The sequence below is a fragment of the Streptomyces lydicus genome (genome assembly GCF_001729485.1).
In the GTDB taxonomy this organism is placed as follows: Bacteria; Actinomycetota; Actinomycetes; order Streptomycetales; family Streptomycetaceae; genus Streptomyces; species Streptomyces lydicus_D.
In genome coordinates this window covers 3,194,274-3,220,207 of record NZ_CP017157.1, presented here as the reverse complement: position 1 = coordinate 3,220,207, position 25,934 = coordinate 3,194,274, and the positions used below count along the sequence as shown (strand labels likewise).

Annotated in this window: 20 protein-coding genes, 2 rRNA genes and 1 riboswitch; of the genes, 6 read left to right on the top strand and 16 right to left on the bottom strand. The window is 69.1% G+C overall.

The features are described 5' to 3' along the window. Positions 1-25: 25 nt before the first annotated feature. The gene (locus SL103_RS13830; protein WP_069569143.1) at positions 26-1,006 is read right to left on the bottom strand and encodes an Lrp/AsnC family transcriptional regulator; all 981 of its coding nucleotides are present in this window, start codon (positions 1,004-1,006) and stop codon (positions 26-28) included. A gap of 165 nt (positions 1,007-1,171) precedes the next feature. On the opposite strand from SL103_RS13830, the gene SL103_RS13825 reads away from it, so the two are divergent. Next, positions 1,172-2,047 (top strand): NAD(P)H-binding protein, encoded by an 876-nt coding sequence (locus SL103_RS13825; RefSeq protein WP_069569142.1) that lies wholly within the window; start codon positions 1,172-1,174, stop codon positions 2,045-2,047. Positions 2,048-2,133: 86 nt separating this feature from the next. After that, entirely contained in the window at positions 2,134-2,955 is an 822-nt protein-coding gene (locus SL103_RS13820) for a PhzF family phenazine biosynthesis protein (RefSeq protein ID WP_069569141.1), read from the top strand. A 120-nt stretch (positions 2,956-3,075) separates the two neighbouring features. Here the strand turns inward: SL103_RS13820 and SL103_RS13815 are convergent, their stop codons facing one another. Then, the gene (locus SL103_RS13815; protein ID WP_069569140.1) at positions 3,076-3,885 is read right to left on the bottom strand and encodes a CPBP family intramembrane glutamic endopeptidase; all 810 of its coding nucleotides are present in this window, start codon (positions 3,883-3,885) and stop codon (positions 3,076-3,078) included. A gap of 189 nt (positions 3,886-4,074) precedes the next feature. Between SL103_RS13815 and SL103_RS13810 the strand changes: the two genes are divergently transcribed. Continuing rightward, positions 4,075-5,241, top strand: a complete 1,167-nt coding sequence (locus SL103_RS13810) for a substrate-binding domain-containing protein (protein ID WP_079145732.1) — start codon at positions 4,075-4,077, stop codon at positions 5,239-5,241. A gap of 87 nt (positions 5,242-5,328) precedes the next feature. On the opposite strand, the gene SL103_RS13805 is transcribed toward SL103_RS13810, so the two are convergent. Beyond that, entirely contained in the window at positions 5,329-6,882 is a 1,554-nt protein-coding gene (locus tag SL103_RS13805) for a glutamate-cysteine ligase family protein (protein WP_069569139.1), read from the bottom strand. A 564-nt stretch (positions 6,883-7,446) separates the two neighbouring features. Here SL103_RS13805 and SL103_RS13800 point away from each other — a divergent pair. Both SL103_RS13800 and SL103_RS13795 read left to right on the top strand, forming a co-directional pair. After that, positions 7,447-8,034, top strand: a complete 588-nt coding sequence (locus SL103_RS13800; RefSeq protein ID WP_069569138.1) for a hypothetical protein — start codon at positions 7,447-7,449, stop codon at positions 8,032-8,034. Positions 8,035-8,349: 315 nt separating this feature from the next. Further along, positions 8,350-8,544, top strand: a complete 195-nt coding sequence (locus tag SL103_RS13795) for a DUF5999 family protein (protein WP_030416598.1) — start codon at positions 8,350-8,352, stop codon at positions 8,542-8,544. Positions 8,545-8,627: 83 nt separating this feature from the next. On the opposite strand, the gene gcvP is transcribed toward SL103_RS13795, so the two are convergent. Further along, a complete protein-coding gene (gene gcvP, locus SL103_RS13790) occupies positions 8,628-11,513 on the bottom strand; it encodes an aminomethyl-transferring glycine dehydrogenase (RefSeq protein ID WP_069569137.1) in 2,886 nt (961 codons plus the stop codon). 187 nt (positions 11,514-11,700) lie between these two features. Further along, positions 11,701-11,798: riboswitch (glycine riboswitch) on the bottom strand. A gap of 114 nt (positions 11,799-11,912) precedes the next feature. Here gcvP and SL103_RS13785 point away from each other — a divergent pair. Beyond that, complete coding sequence (locus SL103_RS13785) at positions 11,913-12,311, top strand: PRC-barrel domain-containing protein (protein WP_069569136.1); 399 nt, start codon at positions 11,913-11,915, stop codon at positions 12,309-12,311. Here SL103_RS13785 and SL103_RS13780 read toward each other — a convergent pair. The 12 genes from SL103_RS13780 to SL103_RS13725 form a co-directional block, all read right to left on the bottom strand. Next, positions 12,206-13,672, bottom strand: a complete 1,467-nt coding sequence (locus SL103_RS13780) for a DNA polymerase IV (protein ID WP_079145730.1) — start codon at positions 13,670-13,672, stop codon at positions 12,206-12,208. The genes SL103_RS13785 and SL103_RS13780 overlap by 106 nt on opposite strands. Before the next feature lie 67 nt (positions 13,673-13,739). Then, positions 13,740-14,345: a MerR family transcriptional regulator gene (locus SL103_RS13775; RefSeq protein ID WP_033268503.1), complete on the bottom strand. Its 606-nt coding sequence runs from the start codon at positions 14,343-14,345 to the stop codon at positions 13,740-13,742. Between the two features lie 195 nt (positions 14,346-14,540). Beyond that, positions 14,541-15,014 carry a bifunctional nuclease family protein gene (locus tag SL103_RS13770; protein WP_006606439.1) on the bottom strand — a complete coding sequence of 158 codons (474 nt, stop codon included), beginning with the start codon at positions 15,012-15,014 and terminating at the stop codon, positions 14,541-14,543. A gap of 56 nt (positions 15,015-15,070) precedes the next feature. Continuing rightward, on the bottom strand, positions 15,071-15,817 hold the full coding sequence (gene ftsR, locus SL103_RS13765) for a transcriptional regulator FtsR (RefSeq protein WP_069569134.1): 747 nt from the start codon (positions 15,815-15,817) through the stop codon (positions 15,071-15,073). A 17-nt stretch (positions 15,818-15,834) separates the two neighbouring features. Next, positions 15,835-16,674, bottom strand: coding sequence for an FHA domain-containing protein (locus tag SL103_RS35970; protein ID WP_079145729.1), 840 nt, complete (start codon positions 16,672-16,674; stop codon positions 15,835-15,837). A gap of 118 nt (positions 16,675-16,792) precedes the next feature. Next, on the bottom strand, positions 16,793-17,827 hold the full coding sequence (locus SL103_RS13755; protein WP_079146226.1) for a DUF881 domain-containing protein: 1,035 nt from the start codon (positions 17,825-17,827) through the stop codon (positions 16,793-16,795). 5 nt (positions 17,828-17,832) lie between these two features. After that, the gene (locus tag SL103_RS13750; protein ID WP_003984969.1) at positions 17,833-18,165 is read right to left on the bottom strand and encodes a small basic family protein; all 333 of its coding nucleotides are present in this window, start codon (positions 18,163-18,165) and stop codon (positions 17,833-17,835) included. Then, positions 18,162-19,097, bottom strand: coding sequence for a DUF881 domain-containing protein (locus SL103_RS13745; RefSeq protein ID WP_208869865.1), 936 nt, complete (start codon positions 19,095-19,097; stop codon positions 18,162-18,164). Before SL103_RS13745 ends, SL103_RS13750 begins: the two co-directional genes overlap by 4 nt. Positions 19,098-19,172: 75 nt before the next feature. Then, entirely contained in the window at positions 19,173-21,668 is a 2,496-nt protein-coding gene (locus SL103_RS13740) for a mannose-1-phosphate guanyltransferase (protein ID WP_069569131.1), read from the bottom strand. A 121-nt stretch (positions 21,669-21,789) separates the two neighbouring features. Beyond that, complete coding sequence (locus tag SL103_RS13735) at positions 21,790-22,398, bottom strand: CDP-alcohol phosphatidyltransferase family protein (RefSeq protein ID WP_069569130.1); 609 nt, start codon at positions 22,396-22,398, stop codon at positions 21,790-21,792. A gap of 147 nt (positions 22,399-22,545) precedes the next feature. Continuing rightward, positions 22,546-22,662 (bottom strand): 5S ribosomal RNA (gene rrf / locus SL103_RS13730). 77 nt (positions 22,663-22,739) lie between these two features. Next, positions 22,740-25,862, bottom strand: a 23S ribosomal RNA gene (locus SL103_RS13725). Positions 25,863-25,934 lie beyond the last annotated feature (72 nt).

Genomic DNA, 25,934 nt, shown 5'->3' with positions numbered 1-25,934 from the left:
TCAGACGTCAGATGTCGGCATTCCGTCACATGCGCACCGCGGGGATGCCTGCCGTCCCGGTGCGCTTGAGGGTGCGGATGACGGGCGCCGTCTCCACGGAGCGCACGGCGTCCAGCGTGGCCACCCGCTCGGTGAGGTAACGGCACAGGTCCTCGGCATGACGGCAGTTGACGGCGGCGACGAGGTTGCTGGGGCCGGTGCACAACGCGGCGAAGGAGACCTCCGGATGCTCGGCCATCGCCTGCGCCACCTGGAGCAGCCCGGAGGGCCGTACGGACATCCACAGGCGTGCCTCGGTGGGGAAGCCGAGCGCCGCCGGGCTGAGGTCGAGGGCGTAGCCGAGCACTCCGGAGCGCCGCAGGGCGTCCAGCCGGCGTTTGACGGTGGAGTCCGCGCTGCCCGCGGCGGCGGCGAGTTCGCGGTAGCCGGTCCTGCCGTCCTTGGCCAGCAGTTCCAGTACGACCCGGTCCCGGCCGTCGAGCGCGACCGGCTCCGGTACCGCGGCGACCGGGGCGGGACGCAGCCGACCGGCCTGCTCCTCGGAGAGCCGGGCGGCCCCGCGCCACGCGGCGGGCAGCGCCGTGGCGCGCAGCAGCAGATGCGCGGAGACCGCGGTGACCCGGCTGGTCCGGGGGAGCTTGTGCAGCAGCAGGGCGTCCCGTTCGGCGGCGGAAGGCGACTGGACGTTGCAGGAGATCTCCGTCCCGCCGGAGAGCAGGTGCACATAGGAGGTGTCGGAACGGGCCGCGAGCGCGGCGGCGACCGCGCCGGCCGCGTCCGGGGTGCACCGCAGCCGGAGTGCCCAGGAGGAGTGGCCGAGCGCCACCCCGTTGACCACGCCGACGACGCGCAGCACCCCGGCGGACCGCAGCCGTCGGTAGCGGCGGGCGACGGTGTTCTCCGAGACGCCGAGGACCTCGGCCACGGTGCGGAACGACGCCCGCCCGTCGATCTGCAGGGCATGCACCAGCCCACGGTCGACGGTATCCAGAGTGACGGTTTCCATCTGTCAACGGTAGGAGATGACGGATTCCTGCGTCCTGGCCTCGGTAGCTGGAGCCGCTCCCCCACGGCCGGTGATCGTGGGCCGCACGGCAACGCGTACGGCCCCCCGCCCACGGGCCACCCGGGCGTACGGGCGGCACGTACACAGAGCGACAGGGAGAGCGCGATGACCAGCAGGAACACGATTCTCGTCACCGGGGCGACCGGAAATGTGGGCCGCCGGGTGACGGACCGGCTCCTGGCCACCGGCGCGGTTGCGGTGCGGGCGCTCACCCGCCGGGCGGCCGACGCGGGACTGCCCGGCGGGGTCGACGTGCGCCAGGGCGACCTGGCCGACCGCGCGGCGCTGGAGTCGGCGTCGGAGGGCGTCGACGCCGTGTTCCTGATGTGGCCGTTCCACGGTGCCGAGCCGGCTGGCGCGGTCGTGGACGCCGTCGCGCGCCATGCGCGCAGGGTCGTCCTCCTGTCGTCCGGCGCCGTCCGCGACGGGCTCGCCCCCGAACGCCAGCCGCACCCGGTGGGCCGGTCCCACGCGGCAGTCGAGCAGCTCGTCGCACGGTCCGGGCTGTCCTGGACCCGGCTCCGCCCGAGCGCGTTCGCCGCGAACACCCTGTGGTGGGCCGATCAGATCCGGGGCGGCGACGTCGTTCGGGGCGCCTACGGGGCGGCACCCATGGCCCTCCTCCACGAGGCCGATATCGCCGAGGTGGCCGTACGGGCGCTCACCGAGGACGGCCACGACGGCGCCACGTACACCCTGACGGGCCCCGAAGTCCTCACCCAGGCGGAACAGGTGCGGGTCATGGCGGACGTGCTGGGCCGGCCCCTCCGGTGGCAGGAGCTGTCCCACGCGTCGGCGCGCGAACGCCTCCTGGCCGACGGCGGTTTCCCTGACGCGTTCGTGGACCCGCTGCTGGACGGCTACGCCGAGCTGCTGGACGCCCCGCGCCCCGCCCTCACCGACACGGTCGAGAAGGTCACCGGCGCCCCCGCCCGCACCTTCCGCGCCTGGGTACGCGACCACCGCGCCGACTTCAGCTGACGGCCCGCCTCCGCGCCGCCGTCCGTGGCCAATTCCCCCGGATTGGCCTTGGCCGGTGGCGCGGTGGCCCCTCTACGCTCGCGGCCATGAGGATTCGTATCGTCGACGCCTTCAGTGCGCGTCCGTTCAACGGCAACCCCGCGGGAGTGGTCCTCCTCGACTCCGACGCGTTCCCCGATACCGCGTGGCTGCAGCAGGTCGCCACCGAGGTCAACCTCTCCGAGACGGCCTTCGCGCACCCGCTGCCCGCGGGCGGCGACGCCGACTGGGCGCTGCGCTGGCTCACCCCCGCCGCGGAGGTGAACATGTGCGGGCATGCCACTTTGGCCACCGCGCACGTGCTGCACACCACCGGAACGGCCACCGGCACGGTCCGCTTCCGCACCCGCAGCGGGGTGCTGATCACGACGGCCGGCGAAGGCGGGGAGATCACCATGGACTTCCCGACCGCCCCACTGACACCCGTCGAGGTGCCGCCGGTCGTCGCGGACGCGCTGGGCACCGAGATCCTCTCGGCGTACGACACCGGCCCCGACGTCGGCGATCTGCTGGTCGAGCTCCCCGACGAGCAGTCCGTACGGGCGCTCGCCCCGGACCTCAAGGCGCTTGCGGGGCACGGCGGCCGGGGCGTGATCGCGACCGCGCGCGCCGAAGCCCCGGGCGGCGACCACGACTTCGTCTCGCGCTGCTTCTTCCCGGCGGTGGGGATCGACGAGGACCCGGTAACGGGCAGCGCGCACACCGCGCTCGCCCCGTTCTGGTCGGCGCGGCTGGGACGGGACACCCTGGTCGGCCTCCAGGGGGCGGCCCGCACCGGCTCCGTACGGACCGAACTGCGCGGCGACCGGACGCTGCTGACCGGGTCGGCCGTCACGGTCATCGACGGCGAGCTGCTGGCCTCCGGATGACGTAGCGGTGCCGGTCGTCGACCGGCGGCGCCACCGCGGCTCCTCGACCGACGGCGCGCTGCCGGCCACCGGCCGGCAGCGCGCCGCGGCACGGCTCCGGAGGCCCGGAGCGGGCCCCGCTCACCCCGTGGGCAGCCACCCCACCCGCCCCGCGAGCAGCGCGTACCCGAGGAATGCCACGGTGTCGATCAGCGCGTGGGCGGCGACCAGCGGTCCGACCCGGCCCCACCTCCGGTAGAGCAGGACGAAGATCACGCCCATCACCATGTTGCCGAAGAAGCCGCCGATGCCCTGATAAAGGTGGTACGAACCGCGCAGGACCGAACTGGCCGCGAGCGCCGCCGCCGAGGACCAGCCCAACTGGTCGAGTCTGCGCAGCAGATACCCGACGACGATCACTTCCTCCAGCACGGCGTTCTGCACCGCGGACGCGACCAGCACCGGGATCTTCCACCACACGTCGGGCAGTGCCTCGGGGACCACCGTCAGGTTGAATCCGGCCGCCCGCGCGCCCAGATAGAGCAGCAGACCGCTGCCCCCGATGACCGCTGCGAGCCCGGCGCCACGGCTCAGGTCGAAGCCCGGCCGCCGCCGGTCGAAGCCGATCGCCCGCAGTCCGCCGGCCCGTTCACGCATCAGCAGATGCGCCACCAGTGCCACCGGCACCAGCGCGGTCGCGATCCCGAACAGCTGCCAGGCAAGATCCAGCCACGGCCGGCCGGGCGCGTGGGAGGCGTTGAGCGTCGCCGCCTGGTGCTTGAGGCCGCCCGGTTTGGTCACCGACCCGATGAAGCTGATCAGCGCCGACAGCGCGCTGGCGCCCAGCGACAGGCCCAGAACGATCAGCGTCTCGCTGCGCAGGACCGTGCGGGTCAGCTCCCCGGCCGCCCCCGCCCCTCGCCCGGGCCCCGGAACGTCCGCACCGCCCACGGGACTTGTATCCGACTGCACACTTCCTCCACTTCCGCATTACCGCCTCTTCGCGACCACCGCCCCGCTAGGGTCTCGGCAGCAGGTACGAAGATCGCGCGCGACAGGCCGGGGGCGCCATCCACGTGGCCCGCCCTGCCTCTCCGCATCGAATCCGATCGAGCTCCGCGAGGGAGAGGCGCTACCGCAATGGGACGACACAGCTTGCCCGATGACCCCGCGCAGCGCGGCACGGGGTCCCGCCCCGGCGCTCGTCGCCGCACCGTCCTCCTCGCGTCCGGCCTGCTCCTCGCCGTGGCCGGCGGCTCGGTGGTGGCACTGCGCGGCGACCTGCTCCCCTTCGGGAAGCCCTGCGACGGCCCTTCGGTACGGCTGGGCGTGGCCGCCTCCCCCGACATCGCCCCGGCACTGCAGGCGGTGGCCAGAAGAGCCCGCGAGGACGCGACGCGCACCGACGGCAGATGTCTGGACGTCACGGTCACCCCGCGCGCCTCCCACGAGCTCGCCGACTCCTTCGGTCAGCGGCCCGCCGACCCCGAATTCCAGGTCTGGATACCGGACTCGCGCCTGTGGGTGGACCGGGTCGGGGCGGAGAACGGCACCCCGCTGACCGCGGCCGCCACCCTCGCGTCCTCCCCGGTGACGCTCGCCGCCGTCCCCCGGGCCGCCCGGGCACTGGGCTGGCCCGGGAAGACCTACGACTGGACAGGTCTGACGCAGGCCGCGACGTCCGGCGGCGGGATACGCCTGGGGCTCGCCGATCCAGCTCGCAGCGCCACCGGGCTGCTCGCCCTCTCCCGTACGGACGCCACCCGCGCCCAGGACGGCAGGAAGGGTGACGACACCCGCACCGCCGCGACCGCGACGCTGCTCCACCAGCGGGTCGCGGACGGCGACGACCAGGCCATGGCCACGCTGCCGCGCGACGGCTCCGGTGCGGAGCAGGACAATCCGCGCCGCAACCAGGCGCTGCTGCTGTCCGAGCAGGCCGCCTACGCCCACAACACCGGCGCCGACGGGGGCCCCGACCTCGACCTGTTCTACCCGTCGGACGGGGCCGCCCAGCTCGACTATCCGTACACGCTGGTCGACGCCGAGGAGCTGACGCCCGAACAGACCCGCGCCGCCAGCCGCTTCATGACGCTGCTCGTCGAGACCGAGGGTCAGCACACGCTGCGCGCCCACGGCTTCCGGGCCGCCAACGGCGCGGCCGTCCCGAAAGTGGTGGAAGCGGCCGGCGGCCGCGCTCCCCAGCCGTACGCCGCCGCCCCCGCCGATCCGCCGTCGGTCAAGCAGCTGCAGGCACTGCTGGGGACCTGGACGGTCGCCGCGCAGGCCGCCCCGAGCCCGCGCTGAGCGATCCGCCCGCCCGACGCCCGCCCCGCACCGCCGCACCGACCGCCGCCCTGCGCGCCTGCCGGGCCCCGCGGCGCACCTCTCCCTCTAGCCCCCGCCGGTCGCCGCCTGCCGCGGCACCGGAACCGCCGGCCGGTCGCCGACGGACCAGGCGACCGGCCAGGTATGCACCGGCTGCCCGCCGTGCATCAGCTCGCTGTAGCGGCGGGTCATCGCGGCGAGCGCGGCGTGCCGGTCCAGCCCCTGCCGCCGGGCGTGGTGGAAGGCCGCGGCCTGCCAGGAGGCGCCGTTCGCGCGGCGGCGGCAGCGCTCCTCGATGATGCCCAGGTAGGAGTCGCGGTCGGCGGGCTCCACGCCCCAGGCGTCCAGTCCACGGGCCGCCAGCGGCAGCAGTTCGGTGCGGACCAGGCGTACGGCGGGGATCTCGGTGAGACCGCCGGCACGTCCGGGGCGCGGCCACTGCAGCGTCGCGTCGATGCCGTACCGGCAGGCGGTGTCGAAGTTACGGGCCGCCGCGGGGAACGGGAGTCGCGTCCACAGGGGGCGCGGCTCCTCGGCCAGCGCGCGCACCAGGCCGTAGTAGAAGGCGGTGTTGGCGATGACGTCGGCGACGGTGGGGCCGGCGGGCAGCACCCGGTTCTCGACCCTGAGGTGCGGGACGCCGTCGGTGACCGCGTAGACGGGGCGGTTCCACCGGTAGATCGTGCCGTTGTGCAGCACCAGTTCGGCGAGGTCGGGCACCCCGCCCTCGTCCAGGACCCGTAGCGGCTCCTGCGGGTCGCACATCGGCAGCAGGGGCGGGAAGTACCGCAGGTTCTCCTCGAAGAGGTCGTACGCGGAGTCGATCCAGCGTTCGCCGAACCAGGTGCGCGGGCGTACCCCCTGGGCCTGGAGTTCGGGTGCCCGGGTGTCGGTGGCCTGCTGGAAGACCGGCGGCCGCGACTCGCGCCACAGCTCACGGCCGAAGAGGAACGGGGAGTTGGCTCCGACGGCCACCTGGACGGCGGCGATGGCCTGGGCCGCGTTCCAGACGGCCGCGAAACGGCCGGGCGTCACCTGGAGGTGCAGCTGGACGGAGGTGCAGGCGGCCTCCGGCGCGATCGAGGGCGAGCGCGAGACGAGGTGCTCGACGCCCTGGATGTCGAGTGCGAAGTCCTCGCCGCGGGCCGCCCTCATCTGGTCGTTGAGCAGCACGTAGCGGTCGTTCTCGGAGAGGCTGGTGGCGGTGAGGTCGTCGGCGTTCAGCGTCGGCAGGATGCCGATCATCACGATCCTGGCGGCGACCTCGCGGGCTTTCCTTTCGGCGTAGCCGAGTCCGGTACGGAGTTCCTCGGCGAGCTGGTCGAGGACGCGGCCGGACAGCCGGTGCGGCAGAATGTTGACTTCCAGATTGCACTGGGCGAGTTCGGTCTGGAAATCGTGGCTGGCGATGCGTTCGAGAACCTGGGAGTTCATCATGCGGGGCAGCCCGTCGGCGCCCGCCAGATTGAGCTCGATCTCCAGACCCATGAGATTGCGGGGCCGGTCGAACCGCTTCTCCGACAGGAGCCTGCCCAGCCCCTCAAGGCACTCGTGGAGCTTTCTTCGATAACGCTCCCGGTCCGCCAGGTCGATCCCGTACGCGGCGACCTTCTCCCCCATCGAAGGGTCCCTCCTCGAGTGAACGGCCCGCGACCACGGGCAGCTTGGGGCCGTCCCCGGCACGCCGGGGTTCGCGCTACGGTCGATGATGCCCCGGCAATCTGATCGATAACGTCTCGGGGGCGTGCCGGTGCCGATAGGCTCGAAGTGATGCGCCTGCCGGGCATCTGCCAATGGCATATCTCGGCGGCGATGGCCGTCCGCAATTCACTAGTGAGAAACACCGACAAGATCCGGCCTACCACACCGGAGACGAATTACGAGGTGGTCCCGCAAAGGCACCGCACAAAGCGGTGGAAAACACCTCGGGCAAGGGTCCGGATTCCGCCTTGCCGGAAATCTGCAAGGCAGGTAGCCGAAACACTTTCAGAACATACGTCGTATAAACTCCGCTCACGAGGTAGAGAGTTGGCGCCCAGTGCCGCGGTGTTCCCACCGGCGCTGGGGCAGGCCCTGGCCCCACGCCGGGCCGCCACCCCCCGGCACGCTCTGGCCCCGCACGCAGACAGCGCCGTTTGCACCTGCCACGCTCCACCGTGTCTCCGAAGTGAGAGGCGACCCACCATGCCGCTGCACGTTTCCTCCGCCCCTGCGCCTGCCCTGCGCAGCGTTCTTACCGCCCTCGGCTCGCCCACCGCCGTCCGTGAGGCCCCGGTCGCCGCACTGCGCTCCCATCAGGGGCCGCTCAGTCCCGACCACCCGCTGCCCCTCCATGTGTGGGACGACGTCAGCCGGGCCGGCGACACCCCGCAGACACGGCTGGCCGGATGGAGCTTCCTGGTACGGGGCGGGGAGCGGGCCGTGGCGACCGCCGAGGCGATGCTCACGGCGGACGGCTGGATGTTCGCCCGCTTCTGCGGCGGCCCCTACATCGCCTCGACCGAGCAGGCACTGGCGCAGGCCGAGGCGCTGAGCGCGCCCTATCAGCCGCGGCTGCTGTCCGTCCCGGAGCTGTACATGCTCACCCTCTGGCTGCATCACGACCTCGATGCGGACGGCGCCGAGGGGATGCCCGCACCCGGTGACCTGCTGGTGCCGCTGGCTCCCGCCCCGCCGGGGATCGCCGCCCACCGCCCGCACCGCGTCGCCGATCTGCTCCCCCGGCTCACCCTGCGCCTCTCCTCCGCACCGCTGCTGGCCGAACCGGCCTGACCTGGCCCCTACCGGCCCGTACCACCCCGCAAGAGCGTGCCCCGCGGCCCTCTCCGGCCGCGGGGCGCTCTGCCGCGCTCACCCGCGCGGCCTAGCCCACGGCTACCATCGCCAACCCCGTTGGGAAGGCGTGCAATTGGCAGCAACCGTCCGCACGGGTGACGCGTCGATATCGAGTGAGTACCGCTGCTGCGAAATCCCTGCGGAATCCGGTCCGTAGGGCAACACTGGAACCGACCGAGAAACGGGGGAGCGGCCATGACCACCTCATCGAGCCGCACGACGTTCACCACACCGCAGCGAAAGACAACTTCCATGTGTCAGCACCAACCGCCTTGCCCGTCAGCAGACTCCACCGACCGGGAGGCCGCACACCTTGTGGCGCACCACCCTGAGCAGGGCTGGAGCCTGCTCTGCAACGGCGTCCTGCTCTTCGAGGACACCGGTGAACTGCTGCCCGACGGGCAGGTCATCGCCCCGCACCGGGCCAGGGTCACCGCCGCGGCCTGACCCGCGAGCGCCCCACACGTACAACAGGGCCCCCGGCAGATCTGCCGAGGGCCCTTGATGTTGCCCGGACGGGTCAGCGCCGGTCAGCTGTCGTACGCGTCCAGCGGCGGGCAGGAGCACACGAGGTTACGGTCGCCGAAGGCTCCGTCGATCCTGCGCACCGGCGGCCAGTACTTCTCCGCGGCGTTCACGCCGGCCGGGAAGACCGCCTCCTCCCGGCTGTACGGGTGGGCCCAGTCGCCGCCGAGCGCGGCCGCGGTGTGCGGGGCGTTGCGCAGCGGGTTGTCGTCCTTGTCCCACTCCCCCGTCCCGACCTTCTCGATCTCCGCGCGGATGGCGATCATCGCGTCGCAGAACCGGTCCAGCTCGCCGAGGTCCTCGCTCTCCGTCGGCTCGATCATCAGCGTGCCGGCCACCGGGAACGACATCGTCGGCGCGTGGAAGCCGTAGTCGATCAGCCGCTTGGCGACGTCGTCGATGCTCACGCCGGTCGCCTTGGTCAGCGGCCGGACGTCGATGATGCACTCGTGCGCGACCAGGCCGCCGGGACCGTTGTAGAGCACCGGGTAGTGCGGCTCCAGCCGCTTGGCGATGTAGTTGGCGCTCAGCACCGCGACCTGGGTGGCGCGCTTGAGGCCCTCCCCGCCCATGAGGCGGACGTACGCCCAGGAGATCGGCAGGATGCCGGCGGAGCCCCAGGGCGCCGCGGAGATCGGTCCGACGCCCGTCTCGGGGCCGGCCGCGGGCTGCAGCGGGTGGTTGGGCAGGTACGGCGCCAGGTGGGCGCGCACGGCGACCGGGCCGACGCCGGGGCCGCCGCCGCCGTGCGGGATGCAGAAGGTCTTGTGCAGGTTCAGGTGCGAGACGTCGCCGCCGAACTTGCCGGGCTCGGCGAGGCCGACCAGCGCGTTGAGGTTGGCGCCGTCCACGTAGACCTGACCGCCGGCCTCGTGCACCGCCGCACAGATCTGCGTGATGTGCTCCTCGAACACGCCGTGCGTGGAGGGGTAGGTGACCATCAGGACCGCGAGCTCGTCACGGTGCTTCTCGATCTTGGCGTGCAGATCGTCGGTGTCGACCTCACCGTCCTCGCCGGTCTTGACGACGACGACCTTCATGCCGGCCATGACGGCGCTGGCGGCGTTGGTGCCGTGCGCGGAGGACGGGATCAGGCAGACCGTGCGCTGCTCGTCACCGTTGGCGCGGTGGTAGGCGCGCACCGCCAGCAGGCCGGCCAGCTCGCCCTGCGAGCCGGCGTTCGGCTGGAGGGAGACCTTGTCGTAGCCGGTGACGGTGGCGAGGCGCTCCTCCAGCTCGCGGATCAGCGTCAGGTAGCCCTCGGCCTGGTCGGCCGGCGCGAAGGGGTGCAGCTGGCCGAAGGCGGGCCAGGTGACCGGCTCCATCTCGGTGGTGGCGTTCAGCTTCATCGTGCAGGAACCGAGCGGGATCATGCCGCGGTCCAGCGCGTAGTCCTTGTCCGCGAGGGTGCGCAGGTAACGCAGCATCGCGGTCTCGGAGCGGTACTGGTGGAAGACCGGGTGGGAGAGGTACTCGTCGTCGCGCAGCAGCGTCCCCGGCAGCGTCTCGGCAGTGGCCGCGTCCAGCGCCTCGATGTCGCCCTGCACGCCGAAGGCGCTCCAGACGCCGGCCAGCTGCGCGCGTCCGGTGGTCTCGTCGCAGGCGATGCCGACGAGGTCCTCGTCGACCTGGCGGAGGTTGATGCCGGCCGCGTGGGCGCCGGCGACGACCTCGCCGGCCCGGCCGGGCACCCGTGCGGTCAGGGTGTCGAAGTACGCCCCGTGGACGATCTCCACACCGCCGGCCCGCAGGCCCTCGGCGAGGATCGCGGCGTAGCGGTGGGTGCGCCGGGCGATGGTCCGCAGCCCCTCGGGACCGTGGTAGACGGCGTACATGCCGGCCATGACGGCGAGCAGCACCTGCGCGGTGCAGATGTTGCTGGTGGCCTTCTCGCGGCGGATGTGCTGCTCGCGGGTCTGCAGCGCGAGGCGGTACGCCTTGTTGCCGTCGGCGTCGACGGAGACGCCCACCAGGCGGCCGGGCAGGCTGCGGGCGAACTGTTCGCGTACGGCCATGAAGCCGGCGTGCGGTCCGCCGAAGCCCATCGGGACGCCGAAGCGCTGGGTGGTGCCGACGGCGATGTCCGCGCCGAGCTCGCCGGGCGAGGTCAGCAGCGTCAGGGCGAGCAGGTCGGCGGCGACGGTGACGACCGCGCCCAGCTCGTGGGCCTGCTCGATGACGGCCCGCGGGTCGCGGACCGCGCCGGAGGCACCCGGGTACTGCAGCAGCACGCCGAAGACCCCGCGCTCGGCGATCTCGGCGGGGATGCCGTCGGACAGGTCCGCGACGACGACCTCGACGCCGGTCGGCTCGGCGCGGGTCTCGATCACGGCGATGGTCTGCGGCAGGCAGTCCGCGTCGACCAGGAAGACGCCCTGCTTGACCTTGCCGACGCGGCGGGAGAGCGCCATCGCCTCGGCGGCGGCGGTGCCCTCGTCCAGCAGGGAGGCGCCGGAGGTGGGCAGCCCGGTCAGCTCGGCGACCACCGTCTGGAAGTTCAGCAGCGCCTCCAGGCGGCCCTGCGAGATCTCCGGCTGGTAGGGCGTGTACGCCGTGTACCAGGCCGGGTTCTCCATGACGTTGCGCAGGATCACCGGCGGGGTGAACGTGCCGTAGTAGCCCAGGCCGATCATGGAGGCCAGCACCTGGTTGCGCTCCGCCAGGCCGTGCAGCTCCTGGAGGACCTCGGCCTCGGTACGGGCCCCGGGCAGGCCGAGCGCCTCGGCGCTCTTGATCACGTCGGGTACGGCGGTGGCGGTGAGCTCGTCCAGCGACCCGAAACCGACGTGCGCGAGCATCTTGGCCTGCGCCGCGTCATCGGGGCCGATGTGCCGCTGCTCGAAGGGGATGCCGCTTTCCAGCTCGGTCAAGGAGATGCGATTGGTGGTCATCTGCGGGGGCCTCCTGGTCGGTACGACCTACGAGGGGCACCACGGCGCGGGTGCCCGGACGGCCTCCCCCTCTGTCATCTCAACCTGAGAGCTTCACCGGGCCGCGCGGAGCGGCCCGGCTTTCACCGTCGGTGAGGAGGGGTCCCGGTGCTGTGCTTCCGCGGCCCGCCCTGCTTTCCAGAGTGACCTCGTCCGTGCGGTACGTGTGCCTGAGAGATTCCGGGGAGGATTTGCTCCTTCGGCGCCCTCGTCGCGAACGACGACGGACTCTCCCGCACGGGTTCTGCGGCCATTGGCCAGCCTACCAGCGCGCCACTCGAAGGATCCTTCGAGTGGCCGGGGCATGAAATGTGCCGTTTGGTAGTTGTCACGGGGCAGTTGCGACCAATTGGAGGGGCCGTGCAAACCGATATCGATCCCCGGAGCCTGATCGGCCGCAAAGCGTTCGACCGGAACGGCGCGAAAATAGGCACGATCGACGAGGTGTACCTCGACGACGCGACGGGGGAACCGGAGTGGGCGGCCGTACGCACCGGACTCTTCAGCCGGGACGCGTTCGTGCCCCTGGAACCCAGCAAAATGGTCGGCGAGGGCCTGCACATCCCCTACGACCGCAAACTGATCAAGGACGCTCCGGACTTCGGCGTGGGCCGCCACCTCTCCCCCGAGCAGGAACTCCAGCTCTACCACCACTACCGGCTGGACATCTCCTCGCCCGACGCGGGCTCGCTGCCCTCGGCCGAGGCGGGCGGAGCCGGCGACAAGGACTTCGGCAAGATCGCCGGCTCGGAGGACTGAGTCCCCTCCGGCGCCCCGCCGACCAGCGGCAGCGGCTCCCCGGGCCGCAGCGCCGGGTCCCCGACGGCAAAGGTCCGCACCCTCCCCGGTGCGGACCACGGCGTCTCGAAGCGAACGGTCACTCTGCCCACCCCACTCCCCTGCACCCAGCCGGCGCCGTACTCCTCGTGCACCACGTCCAGGCCCGGGTGCCAGCGCCGCGGCCGCTCCTCCCCGGCCTCGGCTCCCTCGGCCCCCTCGCCGGCCGGCTCCGGCGCCGCCTTGGCCAGTTCCTCGGACTCCCGCTCGGTCGCGATCTGGGCGAAGAGGTCCTCCTGCGTGAAGTCGGCCAGCCCGCTGACCCCCACGCCGAGCAGCCGCACCCCGCCCGTGGTGTCGACCGTCTCCAGCAGCCGCACCGCGGCCTCCCGTATGACGCCCGGGTCGTCGGTGGGCCCCCGGAGCGTCTCGGAGCGGGTCAGCGTCGAGAAGTCGTAGTTACGGACCTTGATCACCACCGTGCGCCCGGAGCGTCCCGCCGCACGCAGCCGCTGGACGCAGCGGTCGGCCAGCCGCAGCACCTCGGTCCGCACCCGCGTCCGGTCGGTCAGGTCGACCTCGAAGGTGTCCTCCACCGAGATCGACTTGGCGTCCCGCTCCGCGACCACGGGACGGTCGTCCCGGCCCAGTGCCATCGCGTACAGCCCCGTGCCGTGCGCCTTCCCCAGGAGCCGCACCAGCTCCGCCTCACCGGCCTCAGCGGTCTCCGCGACGGTGTGGATCCCGGCCCGGCGCAGGGTCTCGGCCGTCGCGGGCCCCACCCCGGGCAGCGTCCGCACCGTCATCGGGCCGAGCAGCTCCCGCTCGGTACCGGGCTCGATCACCACCAGGCCGTTCGGCTTGGCCGCCTCGGACGCGATCTTCGCCAGCATCTTGGCGCCCGCCAGCCCCACCGACCCCGTCAGGCCCGTCACCGAGCGGATGTCGCGCCGCAGCTTCTCCCCCACGGCCCGCACCGCGGCCGTCTCCGCCGGCACCCCGCCCGCCTCCAGGTCCACGAAGGCTTCGTCCAGGCTGAGCGGCTCCACCAGCGGCGACAGCTCGTGCAGCAGCTCCATCACCGCTTCACTCACCTGGCGGTACAGGGTGAAGCGAGGACTGAGATAGGCGGCATTGGGGCACAGTCGGCGCGCCTGAGCGGTCGGCATGGCCGAGCGGACCCCGAAGACCCGGGCCTCGTACGACGCGGTGGCGACGACCCCGCGCGGCCCGATCCCGCCCACCACCACCGGCTTGCCGCGCAGACTCGGCTTCGCCGCCTGCTCGGCAGAGGCGTAGAAGGCATCCATGTCCAGATGCAGAATCGTCGGCGCGGGTCTCACAATTCCGATGTTCCCGCATGGCACTGACAATCGACCCGTCGCCGGGCTGCGGGCCGTGCCGGAGCGCTCAGCCCGCCCTGTTGCGCCGCCGCGCCAGCTCGTCGTGCGGGTTCTTCCCGACCAGCGTCTCGCCGGTGTCCACGCGCTCCCCGTGGAGCTGTGACAGCGCGCCCTCCACGTCCCGCCACACCACACCGACCGCGATACCGAAGACGCCCTGCCCGCCCTGGAGCAGATCGACGACCTGGTCGGGCGAGGTGCACTCGTAGACCGTCGCGCCGTCGCTCATCAGCGTCATCCGCGTCAGATCCGCCAGCCCGCGCGAGCGCAGGTGCTGGACGGCGGTGCGGATGTTCTGCAGCGACACCCCGGTGTCCAGCAGCCGCTTGACGATCTTCAGGACGACGACGTCCCGGAAGCTGTAGAGCCGCTGCGTGCCGGAGCCGTACGCCGGCCGGATGCTGGGCTCCACCAGGCCCGTGCGGGCCCAGTAGTCGAGTTGCCGGTAGGTGATGCCCGCTGCCGCACAGGCGGTCGGGCCGCGATAGCCGATGTTCTGGGCCTCGCAGTCCTCCGACACCGCCGCGGCGGGTGCCGGGGTACGGTTCGCCGTTGCGCCCGCGTGGAGCGGCAACGCCCCTTCCGCCGCCGTACCGTCGCCGGTGATTGCCACGCCGCCCTCCGTCCTCCACGTCCCGGACGGGACCTGCCATATCGACGGTATGCAGTCACTCGGGGTGCGTCAACGATCGCCGCGCTCGCCACGCCGAGTGATAATCACCCTACGAGTGGTTTCTCGTGACCTCGCGCGGGGAATGGCTAAATAGTTTGGCCGGAATCAGACCCTTCGCCCGGCCGAGTCACCGGATCACTGGCTGTTGGTACCGAAGTCCTCGGGCGAGATCTGGTCGAGGAACTCGCGGAACTTCTCCACCTCGTCCTCCTGCTCGTCCGGGATGGCGATCCCCGCGTCGTCCAGCACACCGTCCGTACCGAAGATCGGCGTTCCGGTGCGCAGCGCCAGCGCTATGGCGTCGGACGGACGCGCGCTGACCTCAACCCCACTGGCGAAGACCAGTTCGGCGTAGAACACCCCCTCACGCAGGTCCGTGATGCGGACCTGGGTCAGCTCCTGGCCCACCGCTTCGAGCACATCCTTGAAGAGGTCGTGCGTCAGCGGCCTGGCAGGGACCATGCCCTGCTGGGCGAAGGCGATGGCGGTGGCCTCCCCTGGCCCGATCCAAATGGGCAGGTAACGGTCGCCTCCCACCTCCCGCAGGAGCACGATCGGTTGGCTGGAAGGCATTTCCACCCGGACACCCACGACGTCGAGCTCGTTCACACAGCAACCCTAGGACGTGCTCGGCAGGTTTGGGTAGTCGGGCACTCTTTTGCTCACTACGGCCGGGGCCGCAGAGCGCTCTGCACCAGCGCCGCGTGCAGCCGTACGGACAGCGTGGCCAGCTCCCTGGCAGTGGCCTCGGCATGCGCCCTGGTCTGCGGATTGCGGTGCCGCCGAAGGGGTGCAACGACCTGTTCGACCAGGCCGGCCTCACGCTCGGCGGCCGCCTTCACGGCACGCAGATGCCGCGGCTCCAGACCGAAACGCCCCAGGTCCGCGACCAGTTTGGCGACGGTGACCGCCTCGATGTCGTACCCCCCGTCCGCATGAGGGACGATGAGTCCGTAGGACTCCCAGTCCGCGAGCGCCGCCTCCTCCACCTCGGCGGCGGCCAGCAGCTCGGCCCGGCCGATCCGGGCGGCGGTCGGACGGTCGTCGCCCGGGTCGGACACGCCCTCGACGAGGTCCCGCGCGGGCGCGGCCGGAGCGGGCAGCTGGACCTGCTCGCCGCGCTCCAGGGCGTCCAGATGCTCCCTGATGACCTTCAGTGGCAGATAGTGGTCCCGCTGCATCCGCAGGACGTTCGCCAGCCGCGCGACGTCGGCGGGCGTGAATTTGCGGTATCCGGAAGGCGTGCGCTTCGGCTCGACCAGCCCCTCCGCCTCCAGGAAGCGGATCTTGGAGATGGTGACCTCGGGGAACTCCTCGCGCAGCACACTGAGCACCGTGCCGATGCTCACCGGCTTGCCGTCCGAGGAGGCGGTGCCGGAGAACCCGGCACCGCCCTTCGGTGTATCGCGCATATGCCTTCCCCGGCCGGTCAGATACCGGCGCCTCGCTGGCTCGCGTAGAAGACCAGACGGTACTTGCCGATCTGGACCTCGTCGCCGTTGGCGAGGACGACGGAGTCGATCCGCTCGCGATTGACGTAGGTGCCGTTCAGGCTGCCGACGTCGGCGACGGTGAAGAGACCGTCCGGTCCCCGGCGGAATTCCACGTGCCGACGCGAGACCGTCACGTCGTCGAGGAAGATGTCACCCTGCGGATGCCGGCCCGCGGTGGTCAGCTCACCGTCCAGAAGGAAGCGGCTGCCCGAATTCGGACCGCGGCGGACGATCAGCAGCGCCGACCCCAGCGGAAGGGCCTCGACGGCCGCCTGGGCCTCCGGGGACAGCGACGGCGCCAGGTTCTGGCCCGTCGTCTCCGAGTCGTACGCCTCCAGCCCCGAAATGGAGATCGTGGAGGTCGTCTCGGACGCCCGCTCGGGCTGGGCGCCCGCGCGCAGCGGGGCACCGCAGTTGGAGCAGAACCGGCTCGCCTCGGCGTTGCGGTGTCCACACCTCGTACATACCGGCAAAGCCGCACCTCCACCCGTGCCTGAGGTCGATGGTTCCGGGGAACCTATGCGGCCGGCACCGGAGGGGTCAACAGATCCCGCTCCGTTCCCCCCGGGAACCTCGTCGCGGAACAGCGGACGCTCCGCCGCCGAACCGCTCTCCTCCGGCTGGCGCGGCGCACGGTGCCGCGCAGAGCCGCTGCCGCCCTCCTGGCGGGCGCTCTTGCCGAACAGCTTTCCAAACAACTTCACGGGCGATTCCCCTTGAACGAAATAGACCCGCCCGTGGGGCAGGACGAACCCTCGATGCACACATCGACCCATCCGGACATCCAGTGAACGTCCGTGGGCTTCAGACAGTTTCCACCACACACCACACGCACGGTGCGTCGACCCCCCGCTACCTCATGCCCTTGCCGGGCATTCGACATACCTGTACGCCTCACTGCGATGACGACCGAGCGTAGTCAGGCCGCTTCGCCTCTCGCAAGGCGCCCACAATGATCTTCTGCTCACGGGTCACAGACACCTTGGCCTGCTCCTTTTCCAGCGTCTGGACCACGCCGCCAGGGATGTTCAGCGCCGGTTCCAGATCTTCCGGCTTGCCGATGACCTTGAAGCGGTACGGCTGCATGACGCGCTTGCCGTCGATCTCCACCCCGCCCCGGAGGTCCGAGAGCGCGGTGTTGGCGACGACCCGTACGTCGTTGACCTGGATGGCCTCGGCGCCGGCCGCCCGCAGCTCCTGGATGGTGTCGAGCAGCTTGTCCGCCTCCACGGAGTGCGTCGGGTCGTCGATGGTCAGGTTGATGCTGGGCCCTTGCGCCGCGACGGTCCCGGCCAGCACGCCCAGCTGCTGTTCCTTCTCCACGGTCTGCTTACGGGCCTCCTCGGCCTGGTCCGAGCTGTTCGCCAGCTCGGTCTTCTGCCCTTCCAGGCGCCGCTGTTCGTCCGTCAACCGCTGGGAGCGGTTGTCCAGCTCGTCCAGAATGCGCACCAGGTCCTCCTGGCGCGCGCCCCGCAGCGCACTGCTGTCACTCGTGGAACGTACCTGAATCGCCAGGCCGAGGCCGAGAATGAACAGCAGCAACGCGACGATCAGTTGGGCCCGGGTCAGCCGCGGCGGCCACAGGCTCGCGGCGAGCCGCTGCCGACCGGTCGTCGGGCCCTGGTTGTCCCCGTCCGCCGCGACGGCGTCCGGGGTCGAGGAGTCTGCCCCTTTACCGGGCGTCTGTCCAGCACTGTCCGGTTCGTTGGCTTCGGAGCCGTCTGTGTCCTCTGCGTCGTGAGGGACTTCGCGGTGCTCCGGCGGCATCGGCCGCCGGCCCGCCGGGCTCTGCTCCGGCTCCGGCCGTTCGGGCTTCTGCTCCGGCGGCTCGGGCTTCCGCTCCGGCCCCTCGGGCTTCCGCTCCGGCTGTTCGGTCTCGCGCTCCGGGGCCGGCTTCTTCTCGGGCTCGGGAGTCTCGTCGGTCGCCATCCGCGTCACGCCCTGAAGACGTGCCGGCGGATCGCGGCGGCGTTCGAGAAGATCCGGATGCCCAGCACCACCACGACGCCGGTGGAGAGTTGGGCGCCGACGCCCAGCTTGTCGCCGAGGAAGACGATCAACGCGGCCACGACGACGTTCGACAGGAACGAGACCACGAAGACCTTGTCGTCGAAGATGCCGTCCAGCATCGCCCGCAGACCACCGAACACGGCGTCCAGCGCCGCGACGACAGCGATCGGCAAGTAGGGCTCGACCACCGTCGGCACCACGGGTCGGACCACAAGCCCGACCACGACTCCCACGATGAGGCCCAATACGGCGATCACGATGTGCCCTTCCCTGTGTCGGCGCCGCCCGACTTGGCGGGACCGGTCTGCGGCTTTGCGGTACGTACGATCAAACTGGGCGCGGGCGGCAGCGTGACCTCGTTCTCGGCGGAAATCCTGGTGCGCACGCCGTAGTTCTCCTGCAGCACATGCAGATACTGACCGTCTGCGCTGTCCTGGAACGCGGTGCTCAGCCGCTGCCCGTCCCCCACCGCCAGCACCGTGTACGGCGGCACCAGTGGCTTGTTGTCGACCAGTATGGCGTCTCCAGCGGCTCTGATCGCCGAGAGTGACGTAAGCCGCTGTCCATTGACGGAGATGGCCTCCGCACCGGACGCCCACAGGCCGTTGACCACGCGCTGCATGTCCCGGTCCCGTACCCGCCCGGTGTCCGAGAAACCACTGCTCTCGCGCGGCCCGCCACCCGCACCGGACTCGGCGTCCTTGGCATCGTCCACCACGAGCTTCACGCCGGGGCCGGTGGCCTCGGTCGACCCGGCCAGCAGCGCCAGCAGCTCGGCGCGGTCCCCGCCGTGCTTCTTCAGCGCCTCGCGCTGCATCCTGCCGACGTCGTCGCGCAGCGCGTCGACCCGCTGCTGCTGTTTGTCCGCCTCGCCGGTGCCCTTCTGGATGCGGTTGATCAGCTCCTCGCGCTCCTTGGCGAGCGTCGGTGCCGAGATCTGCGCCTGTGCCGCGCCGACCGTCACCACGAGCGCGGCGAGCACCAGACCGGCCGCGAGGCCCAACTTCGCCCGCAGGGTACGCGGCAGACCGCGCACGCCGGCTTCCGACTTGCGCGCGGCGGCCTCCGCGTAGCCGTCGTCGAGACTGTGATCCATCACGTTGGTCAGCAGCGACATGGAGGCGTCGGGGCGCGCGAGAGGCGTCTTCGGTGTGCTCCGTTCGGGGCGCGGCTGCGACATGCCGCACATCGTCGCACGTCGCCCGCACAGTCTCCCAATGGCCCCACCGGCGTGCCGATCAGCGGCCCGCCGGTGGGGCCCAGGTCAGCGCCCTGCGCTGTCGACCACGGCGGCCCATTCGTCGAGCAGCGCCTGCGCGGAGGCGTCGTCCGGGCCCTCCGCCCAGAGGTGGGTGACCGCCTCGGCCGGGTCGGGCAGCACCAACACCCAGCGGCCGTCGGTCTCCACGATTCGCACGCCGTCGGTGGTGTCCACCTCGCGGTCGCCGGCCGCCTCGACGACGTGCCGCATGACGAGCCCCTTGACCGCCCACGGGGTGGCCAGGTCACGCCGCAGCACATGCGCCCGCGGGATCCGCGCGTCGATCTGGCTGAGGGTGAGCTGGGTGCGCGCCACCAGGCCGATCAGCCGGACGAACGCGGCGGCGCCGTCGAAGACGCTGCTGAACTCCGGGATGATGAAGCCGCCCAGGCCGTCGCCGCCGAAGACCGTGCCGTCCTCGCGCCCCACCCGGGTCAGATCGTCCGGTGAAGTCGTCGTCCACTCCACCTGGGTGCCGTGGTACGCGGCCACCTGCTCGGCGATACGGGTCGTGGTCACCGGCAGCGCCACCCGTCCCGTGCGCCGCTCGGCGGCGATCAGATCCAGCATGACCAGCAACGCCCGGTCGTCCTCGATGATCCGGCCGCGCTCGTCCACCAGGGACAGCCGCTCACCGACGGGGTCGAAGCGCACGCCGAAGGCGGCCCGCGCCGAGGCCACGATCTCCCCGAGCCGGACCAGGCCGGAGCGGCGCGCATCGGCGCTCTCCGTCGGCCGGGACTCGTTGAGCCCGGGGTTGATGGTCAGGGAGTCCACACCGAGCCGGCCGAGGAGGCTGGGCAGGACCAGGCCGGCGCTGCCGTTCGAGGCGTCCACGACGACCTTCAGGCCCGAGTCCGCGATGCCCGTGGTGTCCACGGCACGCAGCAGCGATCCCGTATAGGAGTCGAAGACACTCGACGGGAAGATCAGGTCGCCGATCTCTCCCGGGAAGGCGCGGCGGTATTCCTGCCTGGCGTAGACCCGGTCGAGCTTGCGCTGCCCGGCCTGCGAGAGGTCGGCGCCGCGCTCGTCGAAGAACATGATGTCGACGGAGTCCGGCACGCCGGGCGTCGTACGGATCATGATGCCGCCGGCGCTGCCGCGGGCGGTCTGCTGACGGGCGACGGGCAGCGGCACGTTCTCCAGGTCTCGGACATCGATGGCGCTGGTCTGCAAGGCGGAGATCACCGCCCGCTTGAGCGCCCGGGCACCTCGGGAGTGGTCGCGCGCGGTGGTGACCGTGGAGCCCTTTTTGAGTGTGGTGGCGTACGCGCCCGCCAGCCGCACCGCGAGTTCGGGGGTGATCTCGACATTGAGGATGCCGGTCACGCCGCGGGCGCCGAAGAGATGGGCCTGCCCCCGGGACTCCCAGATCACCGAGGTGTTGACGAACGCGCCGGCCTCGATGGTCTTGAACGGATAGACCCTGACGTTCCCTTGGACGATGGACTCCTCGCCGATGAGGCATTCATCGCCGATCACCGCGCCGTCCTCGATCCGGGCGGCCCGCATGACGTCCGTGTTCTTGCCGATCACGCAGCCGCGCAGATTCGTCTGCTGCCCGAGGTAGACGTTGTCGTGGATCACCGCCCGGTGCAGGAACGCGCCGCTCTTGACGACCACGTTGGAGCCGACGACGGTGTGCTCACGAAGCTCCGCGCCCGCCTCGACCTTGGCGTAGTCCCCGATGTACAGCGGCCCGCGCAAGACGGCGTCGGGATGGACCTCGGCGCCCTCGGCGACCCAGACCCCCGGCGAGATCTCGAAGCCGTCGATCTCGACATCGACCTTGCCCTCGAGGACATCGGCCTGGGCTTTCACATAGCTCTCGTGGGTACCGACGTCCTCCCAGTAGCCCTCGGCGATATAGCCGTAGATCGGCTTGCCTTCCTTCATGAGCTGCGGAAAGACATCGCCGGACCAGTCGACCGACACATCGGGCTCGAAGTAGTCGAAGACCTCCGGCTCCATGACGTAGATGCCGGTATTGACGGTGTCCGAGAAGACCTGGCCCCAGGTGGGCTTTTCGAGGAAGCGCTCGACCCGCCCGCCCTCGTCGACGATGGTGATACCGAACTCAAGTGGATTGGGCACCCGGGTAAGACAGACGGTGACCAGAGCGCCCTTTTCCTTGTGGAACCGGATGAGGTCGGTCAGGTCGAAGTCGGTGAGCGCGTCACCGGAGATCACGAGGAAGGCGTCGTCCTTGAGAGCGTCCTCGGCGTTCTTCACGCTGCCGGCGGTGCCGAGCGGCTTTTCCTCATGGGCGTAGGTGAGCTCCATTCCGAGCTCTTCCCCGTCGCCGAAATAGTTTTTGACGAGCGAGGCAAGGAATTGCACGGTCACGACGGTCTCATTGAGCCCATGCCGTTTCAGCAACCGCAGCACATGCTCCATGATCGGCCTGTTGGCCACCGGGAGCAGTGGTTTGGGCATGCTGGACGTCATCGGGCGAAGGCGTGTTCCTTCGCCACCGGCCATCACAACGGCCTTCATGTCGGAAGCGTCCTCCTCTGACAGGCGACGGTCTTGCCGACTTCACTTGTCCAGGGCGCCCACTCGTCCGGACCTCACGTGCGGGCACCCGGCCTCGGCACAACCTGCCGGTTCGGAGAGCTCAGTCGGCTGTGGGGGCCGCCTTGATGAGCCGGCGGACCTGGACCACATAGAGGATCCCTGCCCACCAATACAGCGCCGTACCCCATCCTGCGAACGCCCATCCGAAAACAGCAGCGAGCGTGTGAAGCCAGCCGCTTCCGTCGCTCAGGAGGAGCAACGGGAAGGCATACATCAAGTTGAACGTAGCTGCTTTGCCCAGGAAGTTCACCTGGGGAGGGCCGTATCCGTGACGCGCGAGCAATCCCACCGCGATCAGCAGCATCAGCTCCCGGGCCAGGAGGGCCGCGGTGAGCCAGAGGGGCAGGATCTCCCGCCAGGTCAGCCCCACCAGCGTGGACAGGATGTACAGCCGGTCGGCCGCCGGGTCGAGGATCCGGCCCAGGCTGCTGATCTGGTTCCAGCGCCGGGCGAGCTTGCCGTCGAGATAGTCGCTGACGCCACTCAGCGCCAGGACCAGCAGCGCCCAGCCGTCAGCCTTCGGGCCCCCGAATTCCGGCCACAGGATCAACCACAGGAACACCGGCACGCCGACGAGGCGGGCCATGCTCAGGATATTCGGGATGGTGAGGACGCGATCCGTCTGGACCCGCGTCTCCTGGACCTCCACCGCGGGGGCCTCCTGTGGGAAAAATGTACCAACGATGCACCTTGACCTTACCTGCCCGGCCGGCCGGACCGTGCCGCGGGTACCAAGATCACCCGGAAACGCAGAAAAGCCCCGCACCATACGGTGCGGGGCTCTCCCACAAAGATTGTTCGGCGGCGTCCTACTCTCCCACAGGGTCCCCCCTGCAGTACCATCGGCGCTGAAAGGCTTAGCTTCCGGGTTCGAAATGTAACCGGGCGTTTCCCTAACGCTATGACCACCGAAACACTATGAAGTTAACCAACCGGAGCCTAGCTACAACGGTCGTTACTTCAGAACCTACACAGTGGACGCGAGCAACTGAGGACAAGCCCTCGGCCTATTAGTACCAGTCAACTCCACACCTTACGGCGCTTCCATATCTGGCCTATCAACCCAGTCGTCTACTGGGAGCCTTAACCCCTCAAAGGGGGTGGGAGCCCTCATCTCGAAGCAGGCTTCCCGCTTAGATGCTTTCAGCGGTTATCCTTTCCGAACGTAGCCAACCAGCCATGCCCTTGGCAGGACAACTGGCACACCAGAGGTTCGTCCGTCCCGGTCCTCTCGTACTAGGGACAGCCCTTCTCAAGACTCCTACGCGCACAGCGGATAGGGACCGAACTGTCTCACGACGTTCTAAACCCAGCTCGCGTACCGCTTTAATGGGCGAACAGCCCAACCCTTGGGACCGACTCCAGCCCCAGGATGCGACGAGCCGACATCGAGGTGCCAAACCATCCCGTCGATATGGACTCTTGGGGAAGATCAGCCTGTTATCCCCGGGGTACCTTTTATCCGTTGAGCGACGGCGCTTCCACAAGCCACCGCCGGATCACTAGTCCCTACTTTCGTACCTGCTCGACCCGTCAGTCTCACAGTCAAGCTCCCTTGTGCACTTACACTCAACACCTGATTGCCAACCAGGCTGAGGGAACCTTTGGGCGCCTCCGTTACTCTTTAGGAGGCAACCGCCCCAGTTAAACTACCCACCAGACACTGTCCCTGATCCGGATCACGGACCCAGGTTAGACATCCAGCACGACCAGAGTGGTATTTCAACAATGACTCCACAACCACTGGCGTGGCCGCTTCAAAGTCTCCCACCTATCCTACACAAGCCGAACCGAACACCAATATCAAGCTATAGTAAAGGTCCCGGGGTCTTTCCGTCCTGCTGCGCGAAACGAGCATCTTTACTCGTAATGCAATTTCACCGGGCCTATGGTTGAGACAGTCGAGAAGTCGTTACGCCATTCGTGCAGGTCGGAACTTACCCGACAAGGAATTTCGCTACCTTAGGATGGTTATAGTTACCACCGCCGTTTACTGGCGCTTAAGTTCTCAGCTTCGCCATGACGAATCATGACTAACCGGTCCCCTTAACGTTCCAGCACCGGGCAGGCGTCAGTCCGTATACATCGCCTTACGGCTTCGCACGGACCTGTGTTTTTAGTAAACAGTCGCTTCTCGCTGGTCTCTGCGGCCACCCCCAGCTCAGAGAGCAAGTCTCATCACCGGAAATGGCCCCCCTTCTCCCGAAGTTACGGGGGCATTTTGCCGAGTTCCTTAACCATAGTTCACCCGAACGCCTCGGTATTCTCTACCTGACCACCTGAGTCGGTTTAGGGTACGGGCCGCCATGAAACTCGCTAGAGGCTTTTCTCGACAGCATAGGATCATCCACTTCACCACAATCGGCTCGGCATCAGGTCTCAGGCTTCAAGCTGTCCGGATTTGCCTAGACAGCGCCCTACACCCTTACCCCGGGACAACCACCGCCCGGGCTGGACTACCTTCCTGCGTCACCCCATCACTCACCTACTACAAGTCTGGTTCGTCGGCTCCACCACTCCGCTTCACCCGAAGGATCCACGGCGGCTTCACGGACTTAGCATCGCCTGATTCAATGTTTGGCGCTTCAAAGCGGGTACCGGAATATCAACCGGTTGTCCATCGACTACGCCTGTCGGCCTCGCCTTAGGTCCCGACTTACCCTGGGCAGATCAGCTTGACCCAGGAACCCTTAGTCAATCGGCGCAAGAGTTTCCCACTCTTGTATCGCTACTCATGCCTGCATTCTCACTCGTGAACCGTCCACAACTCGCTTCCGCGGCTGCTTCACCCGGCACACGACGCTCCCCTACCCATCACGATCCCCGTTGGGGGTAATATCGCAATGACATGACTTCGGCGGTGTGCTTGAGCCCCGCTACATTGTCGGCGCGGAATCACTTGACCAGTGAGCTATTACGCACTCTTTCAAGGGTGGCTGCTTCTAAGCCAACCTCCTGGTTGTCTCTGCGACTCCACATCCTTTCCCACTTAGCACACGCTTAGGGGCCTTAGTCGATGCTCTGGGCTGTTTCCCTCTCGACCATGGAGCTTATCCCCCACAGTCTCACTGCCGCGCTCTCACTTACCGGCATTCGGAGTTTGGCTAAGGTCAGTAACCCGGTAGGGCCCATCGCCTATCCAGTGCTCTACCTCCGGCAAGAAACACACGACGCTGCACCTAAATGCATTTCGGGGAGAACCAGCTATCACGGAGTTTGATTGGCCTTTCACCCCTAACCACAGGTCATCCCCCAGGTTTTCAACCCTGGTGGGTTCGGTCCTCCACGAAGTCTTACCTCCGCTTCAACCTGCCCATGGCTAGATCACTCCGCTTCGGGTCTTGGGCACGCTACTCAACGCCCTATTCGGACTCGCTTTCGCTACGGCTTCCCCACACGGGTTAACCTCGCAACATACCGCAAACTCGCAGGCTCATTCTTCAAAAGGCACGCAGTCACGACTGCATGTGCAAGCACATACAGCGACGCTCCCACGGCTTGTAGGCACACGGTTTCAGGTACTATTTCACTCCGCTCCCGCGGTACTTTTCACCATTCCCTCACGGTACTATCCGCTATCGGTCACCAGGGAATATTTAGGCTTAACGGGTGGTCCCGCCAGATTCACACGGGATTTCTCGGGCCCCGTGCTACTTGGGTGTCTCTTAAACGAGCCGTCAATGTTTCAGCTACGGGGGTCTTACCCTCTACGCCGGACCTTTCGCATGTCCTTCGCCTACATCAACGGTTTCTGACTCGTCCCACAGCCGGCAGACTGCAGAAAAGAGATCCCACAACCCCAACCACGCAACCCCTGCCGGGTATCACACGTGACTGGTTTGGCCTCATCCAGTTTCGCTCGCCACTACTCCCGGAATCACGGTTGTTTTCTCTTCCTGCGGGTACTGAGATGTTTCACTTCCCCGCGTTCCCTCCACACTGCCTATGTGTTCAGCAGCGGGTGACAGCCCATGACGACTGCCGGGTTTCCCCATTCGGACACCCCCGGATCAAAGCTTGGTTGACAGCTCCCCGGGGCCTATCGTGGCCTCCCACGTCCTTCATCGGTTCCTGGTGCCAAGGCATCCACCGTGCGCCCTTAAAAACTTGGCCACAGATGCTCGCGTCCACTGTGCAGTTCTCAAGCAACGACCAGCCACCCACCACCCCAACCCGAAGGCTGAG